A 15,075-nucleotide genomic window follows, 5' to 3' on the forward strand; every position below is an offset into this window, starting at 1 on the left:
CTCACCGGAAATCCCTGGATCGGTGCGCGAGACCGGTGCGCAGATCCTCGAAGGCGTCCGCCAGCACGTTTGCGACGCCCTCGGGCGAGCGCTCCAGGATGCCTCGGACGATGAGTGCGGGAGAGTCGCGGGCGACCCGGCGATAGCGGGCCCACACGCCCGTCGTGCAGATCACGTTCACCAGCCCGTGCTCGTCCTCGAGGTTGAGGAACGTCACCCCGCTGGCCGTGGCCGGCCGCTGCCGGTGCGTGACCACGCCGGCGACCTCGATGCGCCGCCCCGACTCATGGGTGCGCAGCCGATCGGAGGCCAGCACACCGCGCTCGGTGAGCGCTGCGCGCAGGTGCGCCATGGGGTGATCGTCCGTGGAGACGCCGGTGGCCCAGAGATCGGCAGCCAACCGCTCGTACCCGCTCTGATCCGCGAACAGCGGCGGCTGCACGGCGACGGCCGTGCCGGGCAGGAAGCGCGCGCGGTCCTCGGCGGCGGCGCCCGCCAGCCAGATCCCCTCGCGTCGGCTCAGTCCCAGGCACTCGAACGCCCCGGCGGTGGCCAGCGACTCCAGCTGGCCGGCGGTGGCATCCGTGCGCCGCACCAGGTCGTGCAGGTCGCGGAACGGCCCGTGCTCCGTGCGGGAGGAGACGATCCTCTCGGCCAGCTTCGTCCCGATCCCGCGGATGCCGCTGAGTCCCAGCCGCACGGCGAACCGGCCGTCACGGCGGTGCGCGGCCGATTCGTCCAGTGCCGCAGGGTCGAACGCGCCCGTCGGGGGCTGCGGCACGAGAAGACACGAGTCCAGGCCGGTGGGCTCCGCTTCCGGGGCCGTCCGGTCCTGGTCGATCGGCTCCAGACCGTCCAGCGAGCCGGAGAGATGCAGATCCGGCCGCAGCACCCGCACCCCGTGATGACGGGCATCGGCGGTCAGCGAGGCCGCCGAGTAGAACCCCATCGGCTGGGAGCGCAGCAGCCCGGCCAGGAAGGCCGCCGGGTAGTGCAGCTTCAGCCAGGAGCTGGCGTAGACGAGCAGGGCGAAGGACAGCGAGTGCGACTCGGCGAAGCCGAAGTTCGAGAAGGCCTGGATCTGCGCGTAGATGCGGTCTGCCGTCTCCGCGCTCAGGCCCTTCTCACGCATCCCCGCGTACAGGGAGTCCCGGATCTTGTCGATCCGCTCCAGTCCGCGCTTGGAGCCCATCGCCCGCCGCAGCAGGTCCGCCTCGTCGGCGGTGCAGTCGCCCAGCACCGTCGCCATCTGGATCAGCTGCTCCTGGAACACCGGAATGCCCAGGGTGCGCTCCAGCACCGGCTTCAGGACAGGATGCGCATAGGTCACCTCGTCCTGGCCCAGCTTGCGCCGGACGAACGGATGCACCGCGCCGCCCTGGATGGGACCGGGCCGGATCAGGGCGATCTGGATGGCCAGCTCGTAGAACCGCCGTGGGCGCAGACGCGGCAGCAGCCCCATCTGCGCCCGCGACTCCACCTGGAACACACCGATGGAGTCGGCTCGGCAGAGCATGTCGTACACCGCGCCCTCCTCCTTGGGGATGCTGTCCAGCGTCCACACCTCCCCGGTGGTCTCGGCGATCAGGTCGAAGCAGTGCCGCAGGGCGGACAGCATCCCGAGCCCCAGCAGATCGAACTTCACCAGCCCCATCCAGGCGGCGTCGTCCTTGTCCCACTGGATGACCGTGCGATCCTGCATCCGGGCATGCTCCACCGGCACCACCTCGCCCACAGGCTGGGCGGTGAGCACCATCCCGCCGGAGTGGATGCCGAGATGCCGGGGCGCCTTCAGCAGCTCGCCCGCATAGGCCAGCACGTCGTCGGGGATGTCGTTGCCCTCCGGGGCCTCGATCCCCGCACTCCAGCCGTCGACCTGCTTCGACCAGGCGTCCTGCTGACCAGGGGAGTGCCCCAGAGCCCGTGCCATGTCGCGCACGGCGTTCTTCGGCCGGTACTGGATGACGTTCGCCACCTGTGCCGCACGCTCGCGCCCATAGGTGCGGTAGACCCACTGGATGATCTCCTCGCGGCGGCTGGAGTCGAAGTCCACATCGATGTCCGGCTCCTCGTTGCGGGTGGTGGCGAGGAACCGCTCGAAGGGCAGGCCATACAGGATCGGATCGACCGCGGTGATGCCCAGCAGATAGCAGACCGCGCTCGCCGCGGCCGACCCGCGCCCCTGACAGAGGATGCCGCGGCGCCTGGCCTCCTCGACGATCCCGTGGACGATGAGGAAGTATCCCGGGAAGTCCTTCTCGGCGATGACGTTCAGCTCGCGCTCGATACGGCTGCGGCCTGCATCGTCGATGCGGGGGTACTTGGACGGGACCGCTGCCCAGACCAGTGAGCGCAGATGACTCATGGGCGTCTCTCCCTCCGGCACCTCTTGCCGGGGCAGTGCGGGCTTGGCCCTGCGCAGCGGGAAGGCGCAGTCCGCGGCGATGCGCAGGCCGTTCGAGATCGCGCCGGGGTAGCGGCGGAACCGTGCGGTCATCTCGGCGCCGCTGCGCAGATGCGCGGAGGCGTGGGCGGGCAGCCACCCGTCGAGCTCATCCATGCTGCGGGTGGCCCTGACCGCGGCGATGGCCTCCGCGAGGCCCGCCTTCTCGGGCGTCGCGTAGTGCACGTTGCCGGTGGCCACGACCGGCAGGTGCAGGTCGGATGCCAGCGAGGCGAGAGCGTCGTTGCGACGGCTGTCGAGCGGATCGCCGTGGTCGATCAGCTCGACGGCCACCCTGTCCCGGCCGAACAGGTCGACCAGCCGGCGCAGCGGGCTCTCGGCATCGCCCTGCTCCATCCCTCGGCGCACGCCGCCCTTGCGGCATCCGGTCAGGATCGTCCAGTGCCCCCCGGCGCTCTCGACGAGGTCGTCCAGGTCGTAGCGCGGCCGTCCCTTCTCGCCGCCGCGCAGCTGGGCGCGGGTGATGGCCCCCGCGAGGCGGTGATAGCCCTCGACGCCGTTCGCCAGCACGAGCAGATGCTCACCCACCGGGTCGGGAGTGCCCGTGCGGCCCTGCGTCGGGCTCAGAGACCCATCTCCCAGGAGGAGACCGTCCGAGTCCCCGAGGGAGAGCTCGGCGCCGAAGACGGTCTGCACTCCGGTGAGCTCGGCGGCCTCGGCGAAGCGCGCGGCACCGTAGAACCCGTCGTGGTCGGTGATCGCCAGCGCGGTCAGGCCCAGACCCTCGGCCTCGGCGAGCAGGTCGTCGGGGGAGGAGGCGCCGTCGAGGAAGGAGTACGACGAGTGCGCGTGCAGCTCGGCGTACGGCACCGCGTTCTCGGGGCGGGGGGTGACAGGACGGGATGCCGGCGGTCTGTGCCTGCTCAGCGGGGTGGGCGCCTCGCGCTGCGCAGGGGGCTCGGCGGACACCGGTGCGGTCGGCGCGTTCAGCGTCCGCGCCAGCTCCGACCACGGCAGCTTCGGATTGTTGAAGCCCATCAGCGGTACCGCCCTTCCGCCCACCAGCCGTCAGCGGAGTGCAGCACCAGCCAGGCGCGGTGCCGTGCATCCAGCAGCTGGAAGCGGTGACCCGATCGGCTGCGCGCGGCATCCCAGCGATGCTCGTGCACCGGCCAGGGGCCGGCCCAGCCGATCACCTCGCTGTCGTCGATGCGGGCGGGAGGATGCGACATCTCACCGCGCTCGCCGATGGTCACATCGGCTCCCTCGGCATCCGTCACCCGCACCGGGCGCAGAGGAATGAAGATCTCGGCGGGCAGCGGATCGGGCAGACGCCCCGGCCAGGGCAGAGAGGGATCGCGCTCCACGATCGGCCGCTCGCCCCACGGCGTCAGCACCTGGCGATCGGCGAGCAGGCGCCCTCCCGACACGGCGGCGGTCGTGACGGCGGTGTGCCCGAGCATCGTCTGCACCCGCGAGACGGCATGGTGCAGACGCTCATCCGTGCCCGATCCGAACAGGCCGATCTGATGGTGGGCGGCGTCGTCCACCGCCACGGGCGCGATGCGCACACCGACGATCCCGCGGAAGGAGTGCGCGGCGTCGGCATCCTCCCCGGCCTGCGCGGACCTGGTGGTCTCCGCCGCGAGTGCCTCGAGCTGCCAGCGGACCCTGTCGACGAGGTCGCCCTCGTCGAAGCAGGTCGGGTGCAGCCAGGTGCGCGAGGAGACCGCCCCGTCGTCGTCGGTGAGATCGATGCGCACCTCGGTGCACACCGCGGAGGCGTCGGCGAGAGCGAGCATCACGGCGTCCGCCGACTGCCGCACGGCGAAGGCGATCTGGTCGGACTGCCCGAGCGGCGTCTCGAACGCGACCTCCCTCGCCAGCTGCGGGTCGGGTGGCCGGGGTTGCAGCGGCCGGGAGTCGGCGCCGCGTGCGAGGGCGTGCAGGCGTGCGCCGTGCTCACCGAAGCGCTCCCGCACCGCCGTGGTCTCCAGCGCGGCGAACTCGCCGAGCGTGGCGATGCCCAGACGGCGCAGCAGATCCTCCAGCTCCGCCTCGCCGAGCACGTGCAGGGGGAGCGGCGCGAGGAACCTCCTGGCCTCGCCCGGCGGGATCACCGTCCAGGCGGGGCCGCCGTCCGCCGTGGTGGTGCGCGCGGCCAGCTCGGCCGTGAACATCCCGTCGGCGACGCCGATCCTGGTCTCGCCGTAGCCCGCCTCGGCGAGGATGCCGAGCAGGGCCACGGCGGCGCCCTCCTCGCCGCCGTGGTAGCGCGAGATGCCGCGGGAGCGGAGGGCGGCGAGCCCGGGGCGCAGCAGATGCACCCCGGGAGCGTGCTCCTCGATCAGACGCAGCACCGGCAGGAAGGCGCGTTCATCCTGCGCGGGGTCGTGCGGCAGCATCCGCAGCGAGGGCATCCTGCTCTGCGCGAGCCGTCTGCGCTGCCCGACCCGGACGCCGTGCGCCCGGGCGGAGTCCGTGCAGGCGGTGACGACACCGCCGTGCACGAGGGCGGTGGCCGGATGCGGCGGGGCCGTTCCCAGTGCGGCGCGCAGCGGCCAGTCGGGGAGCCACAGCACATGCATCCGCACGGTCTGCGCAGCCTCCGTCACGCGGTCGCCCATCACGCCACCGCCCAGCGCGGGTGCGCGGGCCCTTCGTCCCCACGCCCCACTCCCGCCGCCGCTTCGCGTCGTCTCGAGCCTCCGGGGCGCGTGGGCGCGAGCTCAGGGACCCGATCCTCCTCGGTCGCGGGAGCCGCCTCGACGGCTCCGAGTCCGCTCGGCAGCTGCACCCGCAGGCTCTGCGGACGCGGGGCGGACCGGGTCTGCGCGGTCACTGTCACCGTGCGCTCCGCCAGCAGCCCCCAGCCCTCGCCGAGACCCTCCCAGTGCGGATCGTGCAGGCTGATCAGCCCTTCGCCCTGCGGCCAGGGGGAGGTGGTCAGCAGCGTGCAGCCCCGGTCGCGCAGGCGGGCGGCCAGCCGTGCGGCATCCGCATCGCGCGCCCCGGAGGCCGGATTGACCGCGATCAGCGGCACCACCTCGGCCAGTGCGGAGACCACCGCCAGCCACCGCTCGGCGGGAGAGGGAACCAGGATCAGCCGCGACAGATCGATGCCGAAGCCCGCGGCGGCCTCCAGCCCGAGGGTGGGCATGCCGACGGCGGCGCACCAGCTGCCTCGCTGGGAGACGGCGCTCATCAATGCGAAGATCAGACTCGGCGAGGGGGAGACCGAGTACACCGCGCCGGTCAGCAGCCCGCGCTCGGGCAGCAGATCCTGGAGGACGGGGTGCAGCGGCAGTGTCGCGTCGTCGCTGCGACGACGCTGCATGCGCCCGATCTCCCTGCGCAGGCGAAGGATGTCTCCCGCCCGTTCATCGGCGGGGGAGAGCGCCGCGATCGTTCCGATCCCCATGCATCCATCCTCGAAGAAAGGTTCGAACAGTTCAAGTGCTTTCAGCAGACTAGTTCGTACATCGGACATCGTCGAACGCCCGGGACGCGGCTACGCTGAGAGCATGCGGATCGAGTTCGAGAGCGAGGTCACGCTCTGGGATGCCAGAGCCGAATCCTGGTTCTTCGCGACGCTGCCCGAGGAGCTCTCCCTCGAGATCCGCGAACTGCCCGCTCCGCGACGCGGCTTCGGATCTCTGCGAGTGCAGGCCCGGATCGGGCTCACGGCGTGGACGACCTCGATCTTCTTCAACGGATCCGCCTTCGTGCTGCCGTTGAAGAAGCAGGTGCGTCAGGCGCAGGGGATCGCGGCGGGAGACGTGGTCACCGTCGATCTCGACATCCTCGACGTCTGAGCCGGCTGGCGTGGGGTTATCCACAGGCTCCCGCGGGCGCCGGATGCTTTCGCCTAACCTGCGAGGGTGTCCGCTCACTCCGTCGCCGTGCTGATCGCGCACCTGGCACTGGCAGGGGTGGGGCTGTGGCTGGTCGTCATCGACGCCCGCACGCATCGACTGCCGAACCGCATCGTGCTGCCGACGCTGGGCGCTCTGATCGTGCTGGTGGTCGTCGAGGCGCTGGTCACGGCAGACGTGCAGCGGATGCTGCGCGCCCTGCTGGGAGGGCTCGTCCTCGGCGCCTTCTACGCCGTGATGCACCTGGCCTCCCGGCAGGGGATGGGCGGCGGCGACGTGAAGCTCGCCGCCGTGATCGGACTGGTGCTGTCCCGGCACGGCTGGGCGACCCTGGTGATCGGATCCGCCGCGGCCTTCCTGCTCGGGGCGCTGTTCGCCCTGACGCTGATGCTCCTGCGGCGCGCGGATCGCTCCACGCGCATCGCCTTCGGCCCGTGGATGATCCTGGGCGCCGTCCTCGCGATCGCGGCGACATGACCACGGACCTGCGCGGCGACCGCACACGAGGGATAGTGTGAGCACATGGCAATCGCACGACTTCACGGCGGCCCGCTCGACGGGCAGATCATTCCGCTCGACGACGAGACCCAGGACTCCCTGATCCTGCCCTACAGCGAAACCCAGCTCACGTATCAGCGCGAAGGCGACGCGGCGAACACGGGCGCTCACGACGGCCCGACCGAGGTGGGCTTCCGATTCCTCCAGTCCGAGGACGACATCTCGCCCAGTGCCGATCAGAACCGCGAGGACGACTGATCCGGTGGCATCGCAGCCGACGGACGAGCCGCAGCGCACCTTCGAGATCGAGCGCAAGTACGACGCCGACGCCGACACCGCCCTGCCGGACTGGGGGCGCGTTCCCGGTGTGATCTCGGTGAGCGAGGGCGAGCCGCGCGAACTCGACGCCCGCTACCTGGACACCGCGGATCGCGCCCTGGCGCGCAGCGGCGTCGCCCTGCGCCGTCGCACCGGCGGACCCGACGCGGGCTGGCACATCAAGGGGCCGCGCCAGGGCGACGGCCGGCTCGAACTCGGCTGGCCGCTGGACGAGGACGGCCGGATGCCGGATGCCGTCGCCGAGACGGTCGCGCAGTGGACCGGCGAGGAGCTGCAGCCGATCGCGCGCATCGAGAACTCCCGTACCGCCTACCGGTTGGTCGGGGAGCACGGCGTGATCGCCGAGTTCGTCGACGACCGGGTGCGCGCCACCGATCTGGGCAGCGGCATCCGCAGGGAATGGCGCGAATGGGAGATGGAGCTGGGACCGGCCGCTCCGGCGGACGAGGCGGGCCGCGAGCGGTTCTTCACCGCCGTCGAACAGGCGGTGCTGGCCAGCGGAGGACGCCCGCCGTCCTCCGGCTCCAAGCTGGCGCGCGCGCTCGGACTCTGAGACCGCCGCCATATCGCAGAGTCCCGCGTTCGACGCAAGCCCTATCCACCGGGGTTCCGCGGATGGTGGAATGACCGCATGAGCCCCACCGTGCAGCTCCGTTCCCTGCAGACCATCGTCCCCGACATCCCGCTGGACCAGGACACCGTGCGCGACGTCTTCGCCGGCCAGCCGGCGCTGAGCAGGCTGGCCCAGCGGCTGGTCACCGCATCGTTCAACGGGTCCGGGATCGAGACGCGGCACACGGTGCTCGGCGAGCTCTCCCTGGATGCCGAGACCTCCACGCCGATGTTCTACGACCGCGAGAGCGGGGAGCTGCTCGCGCCGGGCACCAAGGCGCGCAACGAGATCTACATCCGCGAGGCGGACCGGCTCTTCGTCGACGTTGCCCGTCGTGCGCTGGACGCCGATCCGGACCTCACCGCCGCCGATGTGACGCATGTGGTCACGGTGTCCTGCACCGGCTTCCATGCCCCAGGACCCGACTTCGAGATCGTGCGCGCACTGGGAATGTCGGATGCCGTGGAGCGCTATCACCTGGGCTTCATGGGCTGCTACGCCGCGATGCCCGCGCTGCGCGCGGCACGGCAGTTCTGCCTCGCCGACCCGGATGCGGTGGTCCTGGTCGTGAGCGTGGAGCTGTGCACGCTGCACCTGCGCTCGGCGGAGGATCCCGACATGATCATCGCCTCGTCGCTGTTCTCCGACGGCGCGGCGGCCGGCCTGGTCACCGCGCGTTCCCTCGACTCGAGCGTCCCGGCGTTCAGCCTGGACCGCTTCCGCACGGCGATCGCGCCTCAGGGGGAGAAGGACATGGCCTGGACGATCGGGGACAGCGGCTTCGAGATGGTGCTGTCCACGGCCGTGCCGCAGATCATCGGGGAGAGCATCCGCACCGCGCTGCGCCCGCTCTGGTCCGATGACCAGGACCTCGCCGCGGCGTTCGAGGACGACCGCATCGGCGACCCGGTGGCGCACTGGGCGATCCATCCCGGTGGGCGCAGCATCCTCGACCGGGTTCAGGAGCGCCTGCATCTCACCGACGAGCAGCTGCATCCCGCCAGGGACATCCTGCGTCGGTACGGCAACATGTCCAGCGCGACGGTGCTCTTCGTGCTGCGCGACATCCTGCAGAGCGCGCAGGCGCAGGCGGGCGACCGGGTGGCGGCGATGGCCTTCGGGCCCGGACTGACCGCCGAGAGCGCGATGCTCACCGTGCTCGCGCCCGGGGCATGATCCCGGACCTGACGCATCGCGCCGCCGGGGCGCGGGAGCTGATGGACGAGCCCGACGCCGATCAGGGCATGCTCGATCGCACCTACACGCTGTTCCCGCTCGTCAACGCGGTGGTGTCGGGGTGGCGCGGGGTGTACCGGCGCGACATCCGCCCGCTCGCTCGCCGAGGGCGCCTGCGCGTGCTCGACATCGGCGCGGGCGGGGGAGACGTCACCCGGCTGATCGCCGGGCTGCTGAGACGTGACGGCTGCGACGCCGAGGTGACCGGACTGGACATCGATCAGCGCGCGGTCCGCTGGGCGGCCGCGCAGGACGGCCCTCCCGGCCTGCGCTGGGTGTGCGCATCGGCTTCCGACCTGGTGTCCGCCGGCGAGAGCTTCGACGTCGTGCTCTCCAACCACATGCTGCATCACCTGACCTCCGATACGCTCTCGCGCATGCTGGTCGACTCGCTCCGTCTCACCGCGCCGGGCGGAGCGGTCCTGCACGGCGACATCGCCCGCGGTCGCACGGCGTACGCGCTGTTCGCGGCGGCGACCCTTCCGCTGGAGCGCACCCTCCTGGCCGGCTCGTTCATCCGGTCCGACGGGCTCACCAGCATCCGTCGCTCGTTCACAGCCGGGGAGCTGGCAGCCGTCGCCGGAGACGGATGGCGCGTCGAGCGGCGGGCGCCGTTCCGGCTGCTGCTGCGCGCTCTGGACCCGCAGTCCGCGGGGCAGGATGACGATGGCTGACGTGGTCATCGCCGGTGCCGGGCCGGTCGGCCTGCTCCTCGGGTGCCTGCTCGCCGGTCGCGGCGCCGACGTGCTCATCGTCGAGAAGCGCCCCGGCGCGGACCCGCGCTCGCGCGCCATCGGCATCCATCCGCCCGGCGGCGCCGCTCTCGACGCCGCCGGCATCGGCGCGGCGGTGCGCGCAGAGGCCGTCGCGCTCGACCGCGGCGAGGTGCACGCCCGTGGACGGATGCTGGCCTCGGTGCGCTTCGGCACGGCACGTCCGGTCCTGACCCTGGCGCAGCAGCGCACCGACGCCCTGCTGCGTGCCCGACTGCAGGAGCTCGGCGGCACGATCCGTGCGGGCAGCTCCGTCGTCGGCTTCCGGGATGAGGGCTCCCGCGTGCTCGTCCACACGACCGACGGCGATCTCTCCGCGCCCTTCCTGATCGTCGCGGACGGGGTGCGCAGCGCGCTGCGTCGGGCGGCCGGAGTCGGGTGGATCAGGCGCGGCGGACCGGCGCCGTACGCGATGATCGACATCCCCGACGTCGACGGTGAGGACCGGGTGGCGCGCATCCACTGCGAACCGGCCGGCCTGGTGGAGTCGTTCCCTCTTCCCTCGGGAACGAGGCGGTGGGTCATCCGCCGCACGGATGGCGGGGACACGGTGACGCCGGACGGCTTCACCGAGGCGATCCGGTCCCGGACGGGCATCGGCATCCGCATCCCCGAGGGTCTCGCGCCGACGGTGTTCGCGGTCGAGCAGCACCGCGCCGTCCGCATGGCACGGGGGAGGGTGGCGCTGCTCGGCGACGCCGCCCATGAGATCAGCCCGATCGGCGGACAGGGCATGAATCTCGGCTGGTCGGATGCCGTGATGCTCGCGCCGCTGCTGATCGAGGGTCTGCGCAGCGGGACGGCGCGGCTCGAGGGCTACGCGCGACGGGCGTCCGCACGCGCGGTCGGCGCCCAGCGGCGCTCCGCGTTCTACATGGCGATGGGAGCGCCGATGCCACCGACGGCGCAGCGGGTCAGGGAGGGCGTCATCCGCGTGCTCGGATCCGCACCGCTGCGGGAGCGCGCCGCGGTACTGGTCACCATGGGCGGGGTCTGAGCGGGAACGACGAGAGCCCGGTCCGAACGGACCGGGCTCTCGAACCGCGCGTCGGGATCCGAGCGCTCAGAGGTTGATCATGTGACCGGCGAGGCCGTGGAAGCCCTCCTGCAGCGCCTCCGACAGAGTCGGGTGCGTGTGCACGTTGCGGGCTGCCTCGAGCGCCGTCAGGTCCCACTTCTGCGCCAGGGTCAGTTCGGGCAGCAGCTCGGAGACGTCCGGGCCGATCAGGTGACCGCCGATGAGCTCGAGGTGCTCGGCGTCGGCGATGAGCTTGACGAAGCCGATCGGCTCGCCCAGTCCGTTCGCCTTGCCGTTCGCGCTGAACGGGAACTTCGCGACCTTGATCTCGCGTCCCTCGGCCCTGGCCTGCTCCTCGGTGAGACCGAAGCTGGCCACCTGCGGCTGGCAGAACGTGGCACGCGGCATCATGCGATAGTCGCCCAGCGTCTGCGTCTCGGCCCCGGCGATGGTCTCGGCCGCGACGACGCCCTGCGCCTCCGCGACATGCGCCAGCTGCAGCTTCGCCGTCACATCGCCGATGGCGTAGATGCCCTCGACGTTGGTGCGCATGTGATCGTCGATGTCGATCGCGCCGCGCTCGGTGAGCTTGACGCCGGTCTTGTCCAGGCCGAAGCCGTCGATGTTCGGCGCGAATCCGACGGACATGAGCACCTTGCCCGCGTCGAGCTCGCCCGTCTTGCCGTCACGGGTCTCGTAGGTGATGTGCACGGAGGAGCCGTTGTCGGTCACGGTCTTGACCGCGGTGGAGGTGAGGATGTCGACGCCGAGCTTCTTGTACTGGCGCTGGATCTCCTTGGAGACCTCGGCGTCCTCGTTCGGCAGTGCGCGATCGAGGAACTCGATGATGGTGACCTTCACCCCGTAGTTGACCAGCACGTAGGCGAATTCCATGCCGATCGCGCCGGCGCCGACGATCGCGATCGACTCGGGCAGCTCGCGGCTGAGGATCTGCTCCTCATAGGTGACCACGTTCTCGCTCAGCTGGACGCCGGGCAACAGGCGCACGGCGGAGCCGGTCGCGATGATCGCGTTGTCGAAGGTGACCTCTTCGGTGGTGCCGTCCGACTTCGCCACCGAGATGGCCTTGGGGCCCGTGAACGTGCCGCGACCCTCGTACTCGGTCACCTTGTTCTTCTTCATCAGGAAGTGGATGCCCTTGACGTGGGTCTCCGAGACCTTGCGGCTCCGGTCGAACGCCGCACCGAAGTCGAAGTGCACATCACCCGAGATGCCGAAGAACTCGGCCTTGTGGGTGAACGTGTGCGCGACCTCCGCGTTCTTGAGAAGCGACTTGGAGGGGATGCAGCCCACGTTCAGACACACACCGCCCCAGTACTTCTCCTCGATGATCGCGGTGGACAGGCCGAGCTGAGCGCTGCGGACGGCGGCGACGTATCCGCCAGGGCCCGCGCCGAGGATGACGACATCGTAATGTGGCATGACTTCAGCCTATCGTCTGCACGGCGTGGCGAGCCGTCCGGAGAGGACGGATGAGCACGAAGAAGTGCCGGATCGCCCTCCCTGGCACCCGATCCGATCAGATAGGCTGGAGGACCGGAGGAGGGAGAACCGTGACAGACGACAGCACGATCGGCGCCGGAGGCGCGATCCACCGCAACAGCGGACAGCGGCACGATGTGACACAGACGTTCGGTCACGAATCGGACCTCTCCTTCGTGCCGTTCGGCGCGGACCTCACCGAGACCGAGAGCGCGGCGATCGCCGCCCTCCCCGCCGGGTCCGCGCTTCTGCTCGTGCGTGCCGGCGCTCTCGCCGGCGCCCGCTACCTGCTCGACGCGGACGTGACGACCGTGGGGCGCCACCCCGAGGCGGACATCTTCTTCGACGATGTGACGGTGTCGCGTCGCCACGCCGAGATCACGCGGTCCGGCTCCGTGTTCGAGATCATCGACCAGCGTTCGCTGAACGGCACCTATGTCGACGGCGAGCGCGTGGATCGCAGCGAGCTGCAGAACGGCTCCGAACTGCGCATCGGCAAGTTCCGGATGAACTTCTTCGCCTCCCCGATCGACCTGGCGAACAACTGATGCCGGCGGCTGGCGCCGCCCGCGAGCGCTCCGCGCCCACAGGGCTCCTCAGCATCGGGCAGGTCCTGGCCCGCCTCACCCCGGAATTCCCCCAGCTGACCTCCAGCAAGCTGCGCTTCCTCGAGGTGCAGGGGATCGTCAGTCCGTCGCGCACCGAGTCGGGGTACCGCAAGTTCTCGGCATCCGACCTGGACCGGCTTCGCACCGCGCTCACCCTGCAGCGCGACCACTATCTTCCGCTCAGCGTCATCCGCGAGCAGCTGGACGAGGCCGAGGCCAAGGGGGAGGGATGGGGCGACATCGCGCCTCCGTCGATCACCCCGCCGACCCGACGGCACCGTCGTGACGAGCTGATCGCCCGCACCGGAGCCACGCCTCAGCTGCTGAACGACGCCATCAGCGCCGGTCTGATCGCCGCGACGGAGCACTACACCGACCAGTCGCTGTCTCTGCTGTCCGGACTGGTGACCCTCGCCCGCCACGGCATCGAGCCGCGCCACCTGCGCAGCCTGCGTCAGAATGCCGAGCGCGAGGCCGCGCTGATCGAGTCGGCGCTCTCCACGCTGCTGCGCCGCACCGATGCCGCATCGCGCGGGCGGGCGGCGGAGCTCGCCCCCGAACTCGCGACCCACATCGACGAAGTGCGCAGCCTGATGGTGCGCCAGGCGCTGGATCGAGCCCTTTCGTAACGAACGGGTTGCGACACACCTTCCCGGTGGTGCGGATGTCGTTGCCGGGCCGGGGGCGCTGCTCTAGCGTGGAGGTAATCGTTGAGGGAGAGGACCACGTATGAATGCGGACGAGCTGACAGGCGACCCGCGGTTCGTCACCGAGCTCCTCTTCACCGACGGGCTGCCCGCGATGGACGACGAGGTCGGCTATCGCGGTGCGGTGGCCGCGCGTGCGGCGGGCATCACGTACCGTCAGCTGGACTACTGGGCACGCACCGAGCTCGTGGTCCCCACGGTCCGCGGCGCGTCCGGCTCGGGATCGCAGCGCCTTTACGGCTTCCGTGACATCCTCGTCCTCAAGCTGGTCAAACGACTGCTGGACACCGGTATCTCGCTGCAGCAGATCCGCACCGCGGTCGAGCAGCTGCGGGTCGCCGGCATCCGCGACCTGGCAGGCACAACCCTCATGAGCGACGGGGCCTCCGTGTACCTGTGCACCTCCAACGACGAGGTCATCGACCTCGTCAGCCGGGGTCAGGGGGTCTTCGGGATCGCCGTGGGCAAGGTGCTGCGGGAGGTGGAGTCCACGCTCGTCGATTTCGACTCGACGGCTCCGGACCCGGTCGACGAACTGGCTGCACGCCGGTCCAAGCGCACCGCCTGAGCTCCACGCCTCGACGAAGAAGCCGCACCCGAGGGTGCGGCTTCTGCTGTCTGGGAGGCTGTGCGGGTCAGGCCTGGACGCCGGTCTCCGGAACCGGCACGCGCCCGGCGCGGATGATGCGGTCCAGCAGCAGGTCGAAGTCGGCGGCCAGCTCCTGGGCGGAGTCGCCGGGCCAGATGTGCAACGGCTTCGCCGCGCCCTGCGCCTGCTGCAGCGAGGTGCGCTCCGGCAGCTGAGGCGCAAGGACCAGCGGGCCGAACATGTCGCGCAGCTCCTTGATGCGGAACTGGTGCTCGATGGACTGCGGACGCACGCGGTTGACCACGATGCCCAGCGGCTGCAGGCGGGGGGAGAGCCCGCGACGGATCTCCTCGATGGCGCGCAGCGCGCGGTCGGCGGCTGCCACCGAGAACAGGCCCGGCTCGGTGACGACCATGACGCGGTCGCTGGCGGCCCAGGCCGTGCGGGTGAGCGCATTGAGCGAGGGTGCGCAGTCGATGAGCACGAGGTCGTACTCGCCCTCGACGGTCGCCAGCGCCTCCTCGAGCTTCCAGACATCGCGCACACTCGGGTGCGGGCCGTCGAAGTTGATCGCGGACGGGCTGCCGATGAGCAGATCGATCGTGCCCGGATGCACCTTCGCCCACCCACTGGTCGTGATCGCCTGGCGGACGATCTTCTCCTTGGGGTTCTCCAGCACGTCGGCGATGTTCAGCCTGCCGGCGATCTGGATGTCCATGCCGGTGGAGACGTCCGACTGCGGGTCGAGATCGACCACGAGGGTGCGGATGCCGCGGGCGAAGGCGGCGGAAGCGAGACCGAGAGTCACGGTCGTCTTCCCGACGCCTCCTTTGAGGGAGCTGACGCTGAGTACGTGCACGTCCTACACGTTACCGTGCCCTAGTCTGAGGGGACACTCAGCCCCCGCCCCGC

At 70.8% G+C, this 15,075-nt stretch carries 15 protein-coding genes; 10 read left to right on the forward strand and 5 right to left on the reverse strand.

The window, feature by feature from the left end; genetic code table 11:
- Position 1: 1 nt before the first annotated feature.
- From ACFQY2_RS10650 to ACFQY2_RS10660, 3 genes are read right to left on the reverse strand one after another with little or no spacing between them, the layout of a single operon-like run.
- Positions 2 to 3,442 carry an error-prone DNA polymerase gene (locus tag ACFQY2_RS10650; RefSeq protein ID WP_378746159.1) on the reverse strand — a complete coding sequence of 1,147 codons (3,441 nt, stop codon included), beginning with the start codon at positions 3,440 to 3,442 and terminating at the stop codon, positions 2 to 4.
- Positions 3,442 to 5,031 (reverse strand): DNA polymerase Y family protein, encoded by a 1,590-nt coding sequence (locus ACFQY2_RS10655; protein WP_378745763.1) that lies wholly within the window; start codon positions 5,029 to 5,031, stop codon positions 3,442 to 3,444. Before ACFQY2_RS10655 ends, ACFQY2_RS10650 begins: the two co-directional genes overlap by 1 nt.
- The gene (locus tag ACFQY2_RS10660; protein ID WP_378745764.1) at positions 5,031 to 5,825 is read right to left on the reverse strand and encodes a hypothetical protein; all 795 of its coding nucleotides are present in this window, start codon (positions 5,823 to 5,825) and stop codon (positions 5,031 to 5,033) included. The genes ACFQY2_RS10655 and ACFQY2_RS10660 overlap by 1 nt, the downstream gene beginning before the upstream one ends.
- A 103-nt stretch (positions 5,826 to 5,928) precedes the next feature.
- On the opposite strand from ACFQY2_RS10660, the gene ACFQY2_RS10665 reads away from it, so the two are divergent.
- From ACFQY2_RS10665 to ACFQY2_RS10695, 7 genes are all read left to right on the forward strand, one after another.
- The gene (locus ACFQY2_RS10665) at positions 5,929 to 6,219 is read left to right on the forward strand and encodes a DUF1905 domain-containing protein (RefSeq protein ID WP_378745765.1); all 291 of its coding nucleotides are present in this window, start codon (positions 5,929 to 5,931) and stop codon (positions 6,217 to 6,219) included.
- Positions 6,220 to 6,285: 66 nt separating this feature from the next.
- Positions 6,286 to 6,756 carry a prepilin peptidase gene (locus tag ACFQY2_RS10670; protein WP_378745766.1) on the forward strand — a complete coding sequence of 157 codons (471 nt, stop codon included), beginning with the start codon at positions 6,286 to 6,288 and terminating at the stop codon, positions 6,754 to 6,756.
- A 45-nt stretch (positions 6,757 to 6,801) separates the two neighbouring features.
- Positions 6,802 to 7,035, forward strand: a complete 234-nt coding sequence (locus ACFQY2_RS10675; protein ID WP_378745767.1) for a response regulator — start codon at positions 6,802 to 6,804, stop codon at positions 7,033 to 7,035.
- A gap of 4 nt (positions 7,036 to 7,039) precedes the next feature.
- Positions 7,040 to 7,669, forward strand: a complete 630-nt coding sequence (locus tag ACFQY2_RS10680; RefSeq protein WP_378745769.1) for a CYTH domain-containing protein — start codon at positions 7,040 to 7,042, stop codon at positions 7,667 to 7,669.
- Between the two features lie 78 nt (positions 7,670 to 7,747).
- On the forward strand, positions 7,748 to 8,905 hold the full coding sequence (locus ACFQY2_RS10685) for a type III polyketide synthase (RefSeq protein ID WP_378745770.1): 1,158 nt from the start codon (positions 7,748 to 7,750) through the stop codon (positions 8,903 to 8,905).
- The gene (locus tag ACFQY2_RS10690; RefSeq protein ID WP_378745771.1) at positions 8,902 to 9,639 is read left to right on the forward strand and encodes a methyltransferase domain-containing protein; all 738 of its coding nucleotides are present in this window, start codon (positions 8,902 to 8,904) and stop codon (positions 9,637 to 9,639) included. The genes ACFQY2_RS10685 and ACFQY2_RS10690 overlap by 4 nt, the downstream gene beginning before the upstream one ends.
- The gene (locus ACFQY2_RS10695) at positions 9,632 to 10,735 is read left to right on the forward strand and encodes an FAD-dependent oxidoreductase (RefSeq protein ID WP_378745772.1); all 1,104 of its coding nucleotides are present in this window, start codon (positions 9,632 to 9,634) and stop codon (positions 10,733 to 10,735) included. The genes ACFQY2_RS10690 and ACFQY2_RS10695 overlap by 8 nt, the downstream gene beginning before the upstream one ends.
- Before the next feature lie 66 nt (positions 10,736 to 10,801).
- Here ACFQY2_RS10695 and lpdA read toward each other — a convergent pair whose 3' ends face one another.
- Positions 10,802 to 12,199, reverse strand: coding sequence for a dihydrolipoyl dehydrogenase (gene lpdA / locus ACFQY2_RS10700; protein ID WP_378745773.1), 1,398 nt, complete (start codon positions 12,197 to 12,199; stop codon positions 10,802 to 10,804).
- 131 nt (positions 12,200 to 12,330) lie between these two features.
- Between lpdA and ACFQY2_RS10705 the strand changes: the two genes are divergently transcribed.
- The 3 genes from ACFQY2_RS10705 (at position 12,331) to ACFQY2_RS10715 (ending at position 14,142) form a co-directional block, all read left to right on the forward strand.
- Positions 12,331 to 12,807, forward strand: a complete 477-nt coding sequence (locus ACFQY2_RS10705) for an FHA domain-containing protein (RefSeq protein WP_378745774.1) — start codon at positions 12,331 to 12,333, stop codon at positions 12,805 to 12,807.
- Positions 12,807 to 13,496 (forward strand): MerR family transcriptional regulator, encoded by a 690-nt coding sequence (locus tag ACFQY2_RS10710; protein WP_378745775.1) that lies wholly within the window; start codon positions 12,807 to 12,809, stop codon positions 13,494 to 13,496. Before ACFQY2_RS10705 ends, ACFQY2_RS10710 begins: the two co-directional genes overlap by 1 nt.
- A gap of 100 nt (positions 13,497 to 13,596) precedes the next feature.
- Complete coding sequence (locus ACFQY2_RS10715; protein WP_378745776.1) at positions 13,597 to 14,142, forward strand: MerR family transcriptional regulator; 546 nt, start codon at positions 13,597 to 13,599, stop codon at positions 14,140 to 14,142.
- A 67-nt stretch (positions 14,143 to 14,209) separates the two neighbouring features.
- Here the strand turns inward: ACFQY2_RS10715 and ACFQY2_RS10720 are convergent, their stop codons facing one another.
- A complete protein-coding gene (locus ACFQY2_RS10720) occupies positions 14,210 to 15,022 on the reverse strand; it encodes a ParA family protein (protein ID WP_378745778.1) in 813 nt (270 codons plus the stop codon).
- Between the last annotated feature and the right edge of the window lie 53 nt (positions 15,023 to 15,075).

Origin of the sequence: Microbacterium sp. GCM10027623 (assembly GCF_042666935.1) — a bacterium.
GTDB lineage: Bacteria > Actinomycetota > Actinomycetes > Actinomycetales > Microbacteriaceae > Microbacterium.